Annotated in this window: 9 protein-coding genes; 5 read left to right on the top strand and 4 right to left on the bottom strand. The window is 68.1% G+C overall.

Annotated features, from left to right (window positions below):
- Positions 1-36: 36 nt before the first annotated feature.
- The gene (locus IPJ87_04500; GenBank protein MBK7941125.1) at positions 37-1,260 is read left to right on the top strand and encodes a bifunctional 3,4-dihydroxy-2-butanone-4-phosphate synthase/GTP cyclohydrolase II; all 1,224 of its coding nucleotides are present in this window, start codon (positions 37-39) and stop codon (positions 1,258-1,260) included.
- Here the strand turns inward: IPJ87_04500 and IPJ87_04495 are convergent, their stop codons facing one another.
- Positions 1,261-5,721, bottom strand: coding sequence for a translocation/assembly module TamB domain-containing protein (locus IPJ87_04495; GenBank protein ID MBK7941124.1), 4,461 nt, complete (start codon positions 5,719-5,721; stop codon positions 1,261-1,263).
- A gap of 61 nt (positions 5,722-5,782) precedes the next feature.
- Between IPJ87_04495 and tsaD the strand changes: the two genes are divergently transcribed.
- Together tsaD and IPJ87_04485 are read left to right on the top strand one after the other, a co-directional pair.
- A complete protein-coding gene (gene tsaD / locus IPJ87_04490) occupies positions 5,783-6,835 on the top strand; it encodes a tRNA (adenosine(37)-N6)-threonylcarbamoyltransferase complex transferase subunit TsaD (GenBank protein ID MBK7941123.1) in 1,053 nt (350 codons plus the stop codon).
- 33 nt (positions 6,836-6,868) lie between these two features.
- On the top strand, positions 6,869-7,813 hold the full coding sequence (locus IPJ87_04485) for a tetratricopeptide repeat protein (protein MBK7941122.1): 945 nt from the start codon (positions 6,869-6,871) through the stop codon (positions 7,811-7,813).
- Here the strand turns inward: IPJ87_04485 and IPJ87_04480 are convergent, their stop codons facing one another.
- A complete protein-coding gene (locus IPJ87_04480) occupies positions 7,814-8,491 on the bottom strand; it encodes a T9SS type A sorting domain-containing protein (protein ID MBK7941121.1) in 678 nt (225 codons plus the stop codon).
- Positions 8,421-10,205 carry a choice-of-anchor B family protein gene (locus tag IPJ87_04475; GenBank protein ID MBK7941120.1) on the bottom strand — a complete coding sequence of 595 codons (1,785 nt, stop codon included), beginning with the start codon at positions 10,203-10,205 and terminating at the stop codon, positions 8,421-8,423. The genes IPJ87_04480 and IPJ87_04475 overlap by 71 nt, the downstream gene beginning before the upstream one ends.
- Before the next feature lie 147 nt (positions 10,206-10,352).
- Here IPJ87_04475 and IPJ87_04470 point away from each other — a divergent pair, with 147 nt between their 5' ends.
- Together IPJ87_04470 and IPJ87_04465 are read left to right on the top strand one after the other, a co-directional pair.
- A complete protein-coding gene (locus IPJ87_04470; GenBank protein MBK7941119.1) occupies positions 10,353-11,144 on the top strand; it encodes a universal stress protein in 792 nt (263 codons plus the stop codon).
- 32 nt (positions 11,145-11,176) lie between these two features.
- A complete protein-coding gene (locus tag IPJ87_04465; protein MBK7941118.1) occupies positions 11,177-14,182 on the top strand; it encodes a VCBS repeat-containing protein in 3,006 nt (1,001 codons plus the stop codon).
- Here the strand turns inward: IPJ87_04465 and IPJ87_04460 are convergent, their stop codons facing one another.
- Entirely contained in the window at positions 14,183-14,533 is a 351-nt protein-coding gene (locus IPJ87_04460) for a hypothetical protein (protein ID MBK7941117.1), read from the bottom strand.
- Positions 14,534-14,658 lie beyond the last annotated feature (125 nt).

Below are 14,658 nucleotides of genomic sequence, written 5' to 3'. Positions count from 1 at the left end.
GCGCCCGCTGCGGCCTTGCGCCCGGCGACCTGGTGCATGAACGACATCCGTCTGGACCCCATCGAGGAGGCCATCGCCGACATCCGGGCCGGCAAGGTGGTGATCGTGGTGGACGATGAGGACCGCGAGAACGAGGGCGACCTGCTCACCGCCGCACGCAACGCCACCCCCGAGGTGGTCAACTTCATGGCGAAGCACGGGCGCGGTCTCATCTGCGCCCCCCTCATCGAGGAGCGCTGCGAGCAGCTCGGCCTGGGCCTGATGGTGCACGACAACACCGCCCTGCACGAGACCCCCTTCACCGTGAGCGTGGACGTGAAGGGCCGCGGCACCACCACCGGCATCTCGGCGCAGGACCGGGCCGCCACCATCAAGGCCCTCATCGACCCCACCACCACGGCCTCCGACCTGGCGCGCCCCGGCCACATCTTTCCGCTGAAGGCCCGCAACGGCGGAGTGCTGCGGCGTACCGGCCACACCGAGGCGGCGGTGGACCTTGCCCGTCTGGCCGGCTTCGAACCCGCCGGCGTCATCGTGGAGATCCTCAACGAGGACGGCACCATGGCCCGGCTGCCCGAACTGCGGCGCATGGCCGACACCTTCGGGCTGAAGCTGGTGAGCATCTCCGACCTGGTGGCCCACCGCATGCGCACGGAGAGCCTGGTGGAGCGGCAGGTGCGTGTGCAGCTGCCCACCGCGCACGGCGATTTCGAGCTCGTCGCCTTCCGGCAGACCAACACCGGCGAAGAACACCTGGCGCTGGTGAAGGGCACCTGGCGGCCCGATGAGCCCGTGCTCGTGCGCGTGCACAGCAGTTGCGTCACCGGCGACATCTTCGGAAGCTGCCGGTGCGACTGCGGCCCACAGTTGCACCGGGCCATGGAGATGATCGACGCTGCGGGCAAAGGCGTCATCGTTTACATGCAGCAGGAAGGACGGGGCATCGGCCTCATCAACAAGCTGAAAGCCTACAAGCTGCAGGAGGAGGGTGCGGATACCGTGGAGGCCAACGTGATGCTCGGCTTCGACATGGACGCCCGCGATTACGGGGTGGGCGCACAGATCCTGCACGAGATCGGCGTGCGCAAGATGCGCCTGCTGACGAACAACCCGCGCAAGCGCACCGGCCTCATCGGCTACGGGCTCGAGATCGCGGAGAACGTGGCGATCGAGATCGCCGCCAACCCGCACAACGAGCACTACCTGCGCACCAAGAAGAACAAGCTGGGCCACCTGCTGCGGCTGGGCGATCGCGACTGATCAGCGCCCCTCCTCCCCCTCTGCCGGCCCCGCGGTGGTCGGGGTCACCTTGGGCGCCCGCCGTCGGAAGCCCAGCATGCCCGTGAAGTTGCGCCAGAGCTCGCCGAGCGTGTCGAAGTCCTCGCGATAGGCGATACCGGCGCCTTGCGTGGTGGCCGCCTGGTCCGCCTGATTGAGGTTGCGATCGTTGCTCTGGCTGAAGGCCTTCAGGCGGATCCGCCCGTCATTGGTCATCAGGTACTCCAACTGGAAGTCGCCCACCAGCTGGTTGCTCTGCTGGGACGCGCCCGAACCGTACTGCACACCCACGTTGGTGCTCAGGACCAGGCGCTCGTCGAACAGCTGGGTGCTCACCGCCAGTTCGAGCTCATCCTGCGTCAGCGCATCGCCCGGCCTGTAGTTGAAGCCCAGGTCCACATCGTTGCTGAGGCGGCTGAGCCAGTTGCTCACCTGGTTGCTGAGCAGTTCGCTGCCCGAGGTGCCCACGACGTTGCCCCGGGAACCCGTGGGACCGTTCGCCGCGCCCAGCCGGTCCACCGGCAGGAAGCGATTGAGCACGATGAGGCTGAACACCTGGCGGTTCATCTCGTCGGGCTCGCTCAGCACGCTGTTCACCTGCGTGCGGGTGCCTTCGTCCACCGAGGGCAGGCGCACATCGAAACCGATGTCCGGGTTGGCCAGCCGGTCCTTGAGGCGCATCACCACCTCCACCGGGACCCGCTTGCCCAGCCCCTCGGCCCGCTCGGCCGGGATGATGTCCACCAGCGGTGCGCGCAGTTTGTACACGGCGTTCAGCGCCAGCTGGGCATCGAAGGGGTCTCCGTACCAGGTGATGTGCCCACCAGGGTCCACGTCAAAGCGCTTGTTCACCACGTTGCGCAGGGTGAACAGGTAGGTGCCGTCGACCACCTCCATGTCGCCCCGCATCGACAGGTTGCCCGTGGGGCTCACCGTCATCTCGATGTTGCCCTTGCCGCGCCCGCTGAGGATGTCGCCGACGGTGGGATCGAAGATGAGCTCGAACCGCGCATCGGGGGTCACCTCCACGTTGAGGTCGAGCCGCACCCCGCTCAGGTCCACGGGGGTCCGTGCCGTGTCCAGCTCAAGGCCGCCCGCATGGAAGCGCACGAAGTCGATCCCGCTCAGGTCCCGCGCGGTGCCCAAGGGCAGACTGATGGTGGTGCCCGGGGCGGTGCGACCGGTGAAGACCACCTCCAGGTTGTCCTCGTACCCGCTCACCTGCAGGTCGCCCGTGCCGTAGGCCTTGCCATAGAAGAGCTCGTTGTCGTTCACCGTGGTGTTCAGGCACAGGAAACGGTCGAGCTCGAGCATCACATCGTAGTCCCAGTTGGCAAAGCCCTTGTGGTTGATGGTGCCCACCGCCTTGGCCGTGCGCCCCTCCTGGTCCTTCACCCGCACCAGGTCCAGCCAGAAGCCGTCCGGCAGGATCCGCACCCGGTCGCTCAGGCTGTAGAAGGTGTTGAGGTAGTCGATGCGAAGGCCGGCCTCGTCCAACAGGGCGGTGCCCTCCACCCGCGGTTCCGCGAAGGTGCCGCCCACCCGGATGTCGCCCGTCACCCGGCCCTGGATGTCGCTCACCCCTTCGGGCAGGTACGGGTCGATGAAGGCGAGGTCGAAGGAGTCGAGCTCGAGCACGAGATCGAGCTGCTCCACTTCCGAAGCGGGGGCGATGCGCCCGTTGAACTCCAACGCCTTCAACCGTCCGCGCTGCATGGTGCCGCCCACCTCCATCTCGCGGCGTGCGTCCTTCCAGGTGGCGGCGAAGGTGATGTCCCCCACCGGATGCTTGTCCACCTTCAGGGAGTCGATGCACAGGTAGCTGATCAGGCTGGGGTCGCCGAGCAGGTCGAAGACCCGCCCTTCACCGCTCACGGATCCGAACAGCATGGGGCCCTTGTAGAAGGGACGAAGGTGCCGCAGCCGCACGCCGTTGACATCGAAGGCCAGGGGGCGCTCCGGGTCCGCGGAGAGCCATCCGTCCAGGGTGATCCGCTCATCGTCGTTCCACACCTCCAACTGCCGGACCTCGAGGCCGCCCTCATGGTAGTGCAGCCGCACCGGTTCGGGATTCCTCCAGGCGCCCAGGCCGAGGTGCAGGCGACTGGGGAGCAGGTCCAGCTCCACGTCGGTCCAGCCGTTCACCAGGCCGGCCAGATGCAGGTCGCCCCGCGTGTCGTGGGTGCTGCCGTCCCACACCATGCGCACCTCCAGCTCGTCCTGATAGGCCTTGCCCGACAGGTCGATCCCTTCCAGGAAGGTGCTGTCGGTCAATTGCTGGCGCTCGCTCCGCAGGCTGAAGACCAGCAGGTCCAGCGTCTTGTCCAGGATCACATGCACCGAATCGCCACCCACGGAGCCGTATGCGATCCGCGGCAGATCGGCCGTGAGCGCCATGTCGAAGGTGCGCGTGTCGAACATGCCGCTGAACCGCGCCCCCGGATCCAGATCCAAGCGCGGCACCACGCGCATGAGCAGCGGCTTGGCCTCCTTCACGTGCACATCGAACACGAAGCGCTGCTCCTCCTGGTCGTATCGTGCGCGGTCCGCCAACGCGGGGAACACGCTGTACACCACGCTCAGGAAGGCATCGGGCAGGCGTGTCGGCAGGAATCGGCCCTGCACGTCCGCGTCGACGAGGTCGGAGCGGAGGGACAGCACCGGCTCCCCGTCCCGGCGTGCGCTCGCGAGCTCGACATCGCCCAGCTCCAGCGCGCCCTGGTCGTCGCAATAGGTGAGGCCCTCGATCGCCAGCCGCCCTTTGAGGCTGTCCGGGGCCAGCTCACCCTCCGCGCGCACGATGCCGCTCACCTCGCCCAGGTGCAGCTCCGGTGCGATGTTCAGTTCGAAGAGGTCGGCGCGCTCCAGCTCGGCGGTGAAGTCCACCTTCGGCCACTTTCCGCGCAGGTCGGCGAGGCCGTCGAAGCGGAGCTTCACGTTGGGGTCGTCGCAGGTGAGGCGTCCATTGAACAAGCGGCGCTGCAGGCGGCCGGAGGTGGTGATCCCCGTGAGCGGCCGGTCGTTGATGGTGATCAGGGGCACGCGCCCGTCGAGGTCCGCCTGCATGGTGGCCAGATCGCGCCCCTTGGCGTTCACCTTCACATCGAAGGCGATGGGCCCCACGGTGGGGTCGCCGGCCAGCGGCGCCAGGTCGAAACCGGTGGTGGCCAACGCACCGTGGAACCCGAACACGTCGCTCACGGTATCCCGCTCGTAGGACAGGTCGGTGGACAGCACGCCCAACGCCGTGCTCGCAGTGCCGTACGCCGTGAAGGCGGATGCGAAGCCCGTGAAGTTGCCGCGGAACGCCATCGGCCCTAGCGCGGCAAGCTCACGGGGCACCTCCAGCGCACGACCCTCCGGGAAGGGAGGAACAGGAACCGTGGCCAGGTCGGTGGCGTCGGTGCGCAAGGTGCGTGCGTCCACCACCACGAAGGTGGCGGCCAGGTCGGGCAGGCCGCTCATCTCCACGGAGCCCTCGAAGTGGGTGTGCCGGCCGTAGTCCAACTTCAGGTCCCGGGCCTTGAGCTCGCGCACGGTGCCGCGCGCCCGGCCGCTCACACCGACCCGGGCGGAAAGCCCTTCGAGGTCAGGAGCGAACCACGCGATGTCGCGCAGGTCCACCACCGAGCTGTCCAGCTCGGCCAGCATCTCCACCCGGTCGATGTAATCGGTGTAGTCCTTCCAGGAAGCGGAGCGCATCTCATACCGGCCCCGCAGCGTGCTGAACGGCGTGCGCAGTTCCAGGTGCTCCACCGCGATGCCCCGCCCGCTGACGGTGGCCCGGCCCTGCAGGCCTGTGCAGGTGAATCCGCTCTTCTCGCGGAACGAGATGTGGTCGAGCACCGCCTGGATGCTGTCCTCGATCACCAGCAGGTCATGGCCGAGCACATCGCCCGATACGTCCACATGGTCGAAGTCGACCCCGAAAGGACGCACGGGCGAGCTGTCCTTGTGGTGCGTGAACCGCAGGTCGCGGATGGTGAAGGCGTCGGCCTGGATGGCCCACGGTGCGCCAGGCGCCGTGGTGTCCCCGGAGGACAGGGCGGCGATCCACTGGGTGAAGTTGCTCGTGGGGTCGTCCACACCCTGCCGCAGGTGCCACCACACCCCTTCCACGATGACGCCGCGCAGGTGCACCTGCCGCCGCTCGGTGCTCACGCGCCAGCGGCGCAGGTTCAGGCGTCGCACCGCGAACAGCGTGTCGCCCTTCAGGTCGCACACCAGCACACCGCGCAGTTCGGCCGGACCGGTGAAGGTGAGGTGCACGCGGTCCACCTGGACACAGCTGCCCAAGGCTTCGGAAGCGTATGCCCCGAGCCGGCCGGCCAGCCAGGTCTGCACCGAGGGCAGCCGCAGGGCGAACACGCCCAGCATGCCCGCCACCACCAGCGCGAGCAGCACCCAGGCGATCGCGCGGACCACGCGGCCGGACCACTTCAAGAAAGGCGAGCTGCTCAGGAGCGGGTAGTTTTGGGCGCGAACACGCAGATCGCGGGCCCGGATGGCGAAAATAGCGGAGCAACAGCCGGTGACCGGTCCCTCGCGCATCCTGGGCATCGAGAGCTCGTGCGACGAGACCGCCGCGGCCGTGCTGGAGGATGGCCGCGTGCTGAGCAACGTCGTGGCCGGGCAGGAGGTGCATGCCGCCTGGGGCGGCGTGGTGCCCGAACTGGCCAGCCGGGCCCACCAGGAGCACATTGTGCCCGTGGTGGAGGCCGCCCTTCGCGAAGCCGGCCTGGCGCCTGACGCGCTCACCGCGGTCGCCTTCACCCAGGGTCCCGGCCTGATCGGAGCCCTCCACGTGGGCTCCGCCTACGCCAAGTCCTTCGCCCAGGCCCTGGGACTTCCGTTGCTGGCCGTGGACCACATGCGGGCGCATGTGCTGGCCCATTTCATCCGCGACGACCAGCCGCGTCCCGTGCCGGAATTCCCCTTCCTGAACCTGACGGTGAGCGGAGGCCACACCCTGATCGTGCTGGTGCGCTCCGCCCTGGACATGGTGGCCATCGGCAGCACGCTCGACGATGCCGCTGGCGAAGCCTTCGACAAAGGGGCGAAGTTGTTGGGCCTGCCCTACCCCGGCGGCCCGCAGGTGGATGCGCTCGCCGCACAGGGCGACCCGGGACGTTTTCGGCTCCCCCGCCCCGCTGTGCCCGACCTGGACCTCAGCTTCAGCGGCACCAAGAGCGCTTTCCGCAACCTGCTGCTTCCGCTGCGCGATGGCGACGGTCAGCTTCCCCCCGCCCTGGTGCCCGACCTCTGTGCCACCTTGCAGCAGGCGATCCTGGACCAGCTTTTCGCCAAGCTGACGCTGGCGGTGGAGCGCACGGGCATCACGCGCATCGGCATCGCGGGCGGCGTTTCCGCCAACCGGGGCCTGCGTGGCCGGCTGATGGAGCTGGCGGACCGGCACGGGTGGACGGTGCACATGCCACCCTTCGCGTACTGCACGGACAACGCGGCGATGGTGGCCATGGCCGGCGACCTGCTGCTGCGCGCGGGGCGCACGGCGGGTTTGGAGGTGGTGCCCCTGGCGCGCATCCCCCAGCGTTGAAGGCCTTGGGGCCAGAACCTACCTTTGCCGTTCATGGCCCGCTTCCTCCTGGTCCCCTCCGCGGTCGTTCTGCTGGCCTGCACGGCCGCATCGGCCCAGTCGGTGGAGCAGTTGATGGCCGAAGGGGATAGTCTGGTGGCCCAGGAGCGCTACTCCAAAGCCATCGACGCCTATTCGCGGGCCATCGCAGCACGGCCGTCCGCCGACACCTATGCCGCCCGTGCCCGCGCCTGGTACGCCATGGACCGCGCCGACCGCTTCCTACTGGATGTGGACCAGGCCCTGAAGGCGGACAGCACCCATCCGGAGGCCAACTACCAGCGCGGCCTGTACGCCCTCCGCGGTGAGGACTACCGCACCGCGGAGCGGTACAGCGACCGCGGCATCCGGCACGGTGCGCAGGGCCGTCTCCGCGCCCAGCTGTTGCTCGCCCGCGGTGAGGCCCTGGCCGAACTTCGCCGACCCGAGATGGCGATCGCCGACCTGCGCGACGGCCTCGCCGTGATCCCCGATGACCTGGAGGCCAACCGGACACTGGCCCGCATGCTGGACGAGACCGGCGATCATGAAGGGGCCCTGGTGGTGCTGGAACGCCTGTGCACCCTGGAGCCCCGGAACCCGGGGCACTGGACGAACCGCGGCTTCGAGCTCTCGCGCCTGGGCCGCTGGAACGACGCGCTGGCCATGTTCGAGCAGGCCCTTTCCATCGACCGCGACGAGCCCGTGGCGCTCAGCAACCGGGCCTACGCCCTCCTGAACCTGGGACGCAACGAGGAGGCGTGGAAGGATGTGGAACGGAGCCTCCGGTTCTACCCGGCCAACTCGTTCGCCCTTCGCACACGAGCGCTTCTGCGCCTGCGGAAAGGCGACCTGGAGAAGGCCTGCGCCGACCTCTCCCTGGCCCGCATCCTTGGCGGGGTCAGCGATGTGGACGCGCTGATCCAGGAGCACTGCGGTGCCGTGCCCAACCGGCGCTGATCACCGCACGAGCAAGGTGGAGGTGGCCGACCGGCCGTCCGTCGTTCGCACCGTCACCGCATACGCACCCGGGGCCCAGGCGGCCTCCACCGTGGTGCGCTCGCCGGCCGACCGCTGCACGTGCACCGCCCGTCCTTGCGCATCGCGCACCTCCACGGCCTCCAGCCCCGCACCCGGAACTCGCACCTCGAAGGCGCGCTCCGCCGGGTTGGGCCACATCAGGAAAACAGGGCGGCCCTGTTCGGCGATGGCATCGAAGGAGGTCTCCACCACCTCGAACACGTCGATGCCCGCCTCCACCAGGTGGCCGGGCTGGTCGTCGGCCGCGCGGAACAGCACCTGCATCGTGGCCGAGGGCGCCAGGTGATCGGCGATCGCCCACTGGGCCGGCTGCCAGCTGCCCATGCCGGGGCTGCTCGCCGTCACCGTTTCCACCGTTACGGTGTCCGTGCCATCGGTGAGCAGCACCAGCAGCTCATCGTTGGGCGCGCCACCGGTGCCACCATCGTTGAAGAACCACCGGTCATAGCGCACCGCAGGCACGTTGAGCCCGGTGGCATCGAACACCGGCGAGCTCAGCAGCACTGAGCCATCGTCCACGTCGTCATCACCCGCATTGCCGCCCGCGTTGCCGGTGACCATGGCCGCACCGTGGCAGTCGTTCCGGATCGTCGGCACCGGGGGCACAGGGATCCCCTTGGTACGCCGTGCCGATGGGGTTGTCGCGCTCCCAGGCCCCGCTGGAGGCCGCGTTCACCGTGCTCCAGCCGAGGTCCAGCGCGAAGTCGTCCGCATATCCGGGGTCGAGCGTGATGGTGAGGGCCGGCGTGTTGGCATCGATGGCCTGGGCGGGGAGGCATGCCGTATGCCAGCCCCAGCGGCCGGCGGTCACCGCGTAGGAGTCGGCGAAGACCGAGGGGATCGTGAACTGACCGTTGGCATCCGCCACCGTCTGCGCATCGGCCATGAGCCCGTCGAACGCCACGATGGCACCGGGCACCGGATCACCTGTGCCGGCCTCCACCACCTGGCCGATCACGCTGAAGGGCACCATCGGCTGTAGGGCGATGTCCAGGAAGGTCACCTGCCCGGTCACCAGCACCACCGCGGTCACCGTGGTGGGGAAGTAGCCCGGAGCGGTCACCAACACATCGTAGGTGCCCGCGGCCAAGGTGCCCGTGGCATACTCGCCGTCGAAGGCGGTGGTGTCCGTCGCCGGAAGGCCCGTGATCGTTACCGCGGCGAGGTTCACCGGGTCCGTGGTGATCGCATCGGTCACCGTGCCCTCCAACCAACAGGCGCGCACGTAGGTGGGTTCCAGGATGAACAGCCCCTGCTGGATGTCGGAGATGATCAGCCGCCCGGACGGGAAGAAGGGATAGACGCCCCAGGCCCCGTTGAAGCCACCACCCGTGAACGGCGAGGTGTCGAAACTGCCTGTCTCCACCAGGTTCCAGGGCCGCGTGGCATCGTAGATGGCCACCCCGTAGGTGTAATAGCTCGTCACCACGTAGTCGTTCAACCAGTAGGTGTTGTGGGGGATGGTGTTGCTGCCCGGGTCGCTCTGCAGCTTGTCCACGAACTGGATGTCGGCCGGATCGCTCACATCATAGGCCCCCACGTAGGAGTCCTCCCGCTCATCGGTGGTGAAGAGGTACTGTCCGCTGTCGTCCAGCCACGTGTTGTGCGTGAAGGTGTTGGGCGTGGGCTGGGTGCCCAGCAGCACGGGGTTCGCCGGGTCGCTCACGTCCACGATGCTGAAGAACCCGTCGTTGATGTGAGCCGAGTACAAGGTGTCGCCCCGGGCGAAACTGTCGTGACAATACCAGTTGTCGAACACGCCCACCTCCACGGGCGCCATGGGGTCCTGCGTCAGGTCGTACATGATCACGCCGCCGTTGCCGCGGTTGGCCCCGTGCAGGTAGAGCCTCCCGTTCTCGTCGATGAAGAGCGAATGCGAGGTGTCCCAGTTGTCGCCTTGGAACAGGGTCACCGGAAGGGCCGTGCTCTGCGGAAGCGGGCTGAGGTCCACGATCAGCAGGCCTGCGGACGCCTCCGTGGTGATGTACGCATGGTCCCCCCAGGTCTTGATCTCGCGCCAGATGCTGTTCGGGCCGGGGGTGAAGAACACCTCCACGGGGTTCGCCGGATCGGTGACGTCCACTACCGAGAAGCCCCCTGAGTTCTGCACGTTGTCATCGCCGTTCACCCCCATAAGGGCGTATTCGTTGCCGAACTCGTCGGTGTAACCCCAGAGATTGCTGAGGTCGCTGTTGCGGGCGGCCTGGTAGTCGTACTGGCCGAGGAGGCTGATGTTCACCTGGGCCGTGGTGGCCGCAACGCTGAAGCCGAGGGCCAGAAGAGTGAACGCACGGTATGCACGTATGGTCATGCGGACAAGATAGGGGTTCGACCACACCGGTCCCCGACCCTGGCGCGGAAAGGCCGGAGCGATCGTTGGAAGGGCATCCAACACCGACGGATGGTCGTCCGTGCGCACCCGTGGATCGCTTCTATCTTGCCGCCCCATCCGGTAACCATGCGCGACCTGCTCTGCCCCGTGGACATGTCCGAACTGGGCGCCACCGCCCTGGCCCATGCCGTGCGGCTCGCCAAGGCTTCGGAGTCATCGGTCACCCTGCTGCATGTGCGCGACAAGCATGAGCGGGCAGGCCCGGTGGGCGACCAGGTGCGCGCCGAGCTGGACGCGCTGGTGCAGCGGACCGCCGGAGGTGCCCCGGTGCGGGTGATCTATCGCGATGGCAATTTCATGAAGGAGATCGCCGCCGAGGCCGCCGCAGGACATGCGCTCATGGTGGCCGGCACCCATGGGCCCCGCGGCCTGCGCCAAAACCTCTTCGGCGCCGACATCCTCAAGCTGGTGCGGCATGTGGGGCTGCCCAGCTGGATCATGCAGCGCGACAGTCCGGCGCACCGCGTGGAACGACTCGTGATGCCCGTGTCCGGCCATGAGGAGATCGGGCGCCTGCTCGACACCGTCACCTGGCTGGCGAAGCTCGACGGCACCGAAGTGCACGTCTACCAAGTGATGCGCCCCAACGAAGAGCCTTCCGAACAACTGCGCACCAACAAACGGCGCATGCTTCACCATCTGGAACAGGCCGGGGTGCGCACCGTGGAAGTGAACGAACCGCTCACCGTGTTCTCCGTCGGCTTCGCCGAACAGACCATCCGCTACGCGCACAGTGTGGACGCCCACGGGTTCGCCATCATCGCCGACGCCTCCGACGAGTACCGCTACCTCGCCGATGCCGAAAAGGAGCGCCTGCTCGTCAACGAGCATGCGATCCCGGTGCTCTGCGCGCACTGACCCTTTTCGCGGGGCTACCTTTGTGGAGCCCGATGCGGTTCCTCCGTGACCTGGTCGTTCCTGTGGTGTTCATCAGCACCGGATCGGCCGTGGCCCAGTTCGGGGGCTACGAGCCAGTGGATGGCTGTGCCGTCCGGCACGTACAGGCCTGCGACCTGGATGGCGATGCGGACCTGGACCTGCTCGTCACCAAGGATGACGGGCTGCAATGGTACCGCAACCTGGATGGGCAGGGCGGCTTCGGTCCGCATCACGTCATCCTTCCACAGCCGCCGAACGTGCGGCTGATGGCCCGCCCCGGCGATGTGGACGGCGACGGCGATGCCGACCTCGTGATCGCGCGGGACAACGACAGCACCCTCTACCTGCTGGCGAACCTCAACGGTCTGGGCTCCTTCGGCCCACCACAGGCCATCGCCACCATGCCCGCCCGCCTTTTGCCCAGGGGCTTCACCGCCCTCCACCTCGCGGACCTCACCGGCGATGGTCTTCCCGAGGTGCTCGCGCTCTTCGGCGGGCACAACACCGTGTTCCGCTGCACCAACACCGGCGGCGCTTTCAGCCCGCTGGAGTCCCTGCCTGACGTGCTGCCCGGCATCGGTTCCGGGCTATTCGTCGTAGGCGATATGGACAGCGATGGCGATGCGGACCTGCTGCTGCATGACCTCCAAGGCCACTACGTGGTGGCGGAGAACAGCGCTGGTGATGGCACGGTCTGGATGGCGGTCCCGGCCTTCACGACCTTCGCTGACATTGAACACGAAGCGGAAGTGCTCGACATCGACGGGGACGGCGACCTCGACATCGGCCTGCACGGACCGGTGCTGCAATGGGCGCGCAACGACGGCCCATGGCCGGCCTTCGCCGTGCTGCCGTTCGCATCGGGGAGCGAAGGCGGCGAAGCGGCGTACGGTCGTCCGGGATGCGGTGCTTCGGCCTCGGTGGTCCACTTCCCTACCGACCCGGGTGCACCGACGCGCTGGCGGCAGCTGCGCAGCGGCCTCATCGGATCCACAGCGGCCGTCGACCTCAACGACGTGCTGAAGGGCGACCTCGCGCTCTGGGCCGACCTCGACGGGGATGGGCTCGACGACCTCCTGGTCATCTATCCCAATGCGTTCGGGTGGTACCGGAGCGAGCTGCCGGCCACAACGCCATCTTGGTCCTTGAGCATGCCCGCGCTCGACACCCTGTGCTGGTATGGTGGCAGCTACACGCTTCCTCCGCCGCTGCCGGCGACCGGGCTCTGGTCCGGCCCGCTGGTGGACCAGGGCCAGTTCAAAGCGTTCATGGCAGCACCGGGCACCTATGTCCTGCAGCATCTCGTGATCGATACTGCGGGCTGTCCCGTCTCCGGTGATGCACCCTTGCTCGTGGTGGCGGCGCCCACCGTGCACCCCGTGGTGGCGCCCATCCCCACCTGCCCGGACGCGCCGGTGCAGCTCATCGCCCGCCCGTCCACCGGCATCTGGTTCGGCGCGGTGGACAGCACCGGACTGGTGGCCCTGGACCAACGGCCCATCCTGGGCGAGGCCATCTTCGTGCTGCAGGATGCCGCCGGGGGAAGCTGTGCCAGCGAAGGCCTCTGGCTCGACCTGCCCGCACCCGCGCCGATGAGCCTGCTGGTGGACACGGCCATGTGCGCGAACGAGACCCCGCAGACCATCGTGCTCAGCGGAGCGTCACCAGGAACGGTCACGCTGGACGGGCCTGTGTTCGGCGTGCAGTACGTGCAGCCCCACATCCTGGCCGTGCAGTTCGATCCGGCGCTGGGGCCCGGCAGCTATGCCCTGGTGACCACGGCTGATGCCGGCGCCTTCTGTCCCGATACGCTCACCACCTGGATCACGGTGCATCCCGAACCGGAGGTGGTCCTTGCTCCGTTCGATACCCTGTGCAGCAGTTCGGGGCCCTACCCGCTCGCTCATGCGCAGCCCTCCGGCGGGCTTTGGAGCGGGTTCGGTGTGCTGGGCGGGCATTTCGATGTGAGCACCCACCAGTTCGGCAACTACCTGCTGCACTATGCCTACTCGGATGCCCAGGGATGCAGCACCACGGCGTCACAGGCCATCACCGCGCTGCGGCGCCCCTCGGTGTTCGGCCCGGCGGACGGCTCGGTGTTCTGCGCGGACGACGGCATCCAGGACTATCACGCCCTGCCCTTGGGCGGCCTGTGGTCCGCACCGCTGAACGGGGCCGACGGCACGCTCGACCCCACCTTCCTGGCGCCGCTCCCGTTCGACGGCATCGCCATCTACACCTTCACGGATGCCACCGGTGGACAATGCAGCAACCTGCCCCGCACCTTCACCGTGCAGGCGCGCACCGTTCCGGAGGTGATGGCCGGTGGCCCGTATTGTGACAACGGACCCGTGGTGGAGCTCACCGGATCACCGGCGGGTGACTGGGGCGGTGCGGCCAGCGGATCCGGCACCACCGGGCAGTTCGACCCTGCGGCCGCCGGCACCGGCACCCACGCGATCACGCTCACCGCCTCGCTTGCGAACGAGTGCCCGGGCACTGACTCCATCGAGGTGGTCGTGCTGGCTGCACCGGTCGCATCGCTCACGCTCCCGATGGACACCCTTGGTCTGCATCAACCTGCGCTGCCCTTGACCGGCGGAGCTCCCGTGGGCGGCACGTACACGATCGATGGCCAGGTCGTCACGAGCTTCGACCCCCAGCAGCACGGCCTCGGCTGGGTGTCGGTGCAGTACGCGGTGAGCGACGGGACCTGCACCGGCATCGCCGTGGACAGCATCCATGTGGACGAGGACACCGGCCTGGGGCAGGACCTGGCGGCCACGTCCCTGCGGCTCTGGCCGAACCCGGCCACCGACCGATCGCTCATCGAGGCGCTCCCGCAGCGGGCCCTAATTCGCGTGCACGATGCCACCGGACGCCTGGTCATCGGGCCGGTGGGAGCCTTGCTGCCGCTTGCGCTCGACATCCACGCGCTGACGCCGGGGCGGTATCAGGTGGACGTGGTCCGCGGCGATCGCACGGACAGGCTGCCGCTGGTGGTGATCAGGCCGTGATCACTCCACCGTGTAGCGCCGCTCCTCGCGGATGAGCTTCACCGGTTCCTTGCCGCACTTGCCCTTGTCGTTGGAGGTGCTGCATGTCACGATCGCCTCGGATCGCACCAGGCAGCGCGCATCGCAGCACACCTCCACGCGGTTCAGCACCCAGCGGTCGCCGCCGCCGGGGCGCATGGGCACGATGGCGCTGTCCGCCGGCACGGTGTAGATCACAGCGGTCTCCTTCAGCACATCGCCGGGGCACTCGGTGCCCGGCCGCCAGTGGCACAGCAGGTGCACCTCGGTCTTTCGTGTGTTCACCAGGTTCTGCGCGGAGAGCTGCGCGACGGCGCCGCAGCAGGTCAGCAAGACTGCGAGCAGGGAACGATGGTGGTCGTGCATGGGTCCGGCTTGTGCGCCGAAACTACAACGGCGCCCGTACCATCCGGTGCGATGAGGACGGGCGGTGCGACTGACGATCCATCATGACCCAG

It is taken from the genome of Flavobacteriales bacterium, from assembly GCA_016713875.1.
Taxonomy (GTDB): Bacteria; Bacteroidota; Bacteroidia; order Flavobacteriales_F; family PHOS-HE28; genus PHOS-HE28.
The sequence above is the reverse complement of the archived record's forward strand: the minus strand, read 5'-3'. Positions and strand labels throughout refer to the sequence as shown.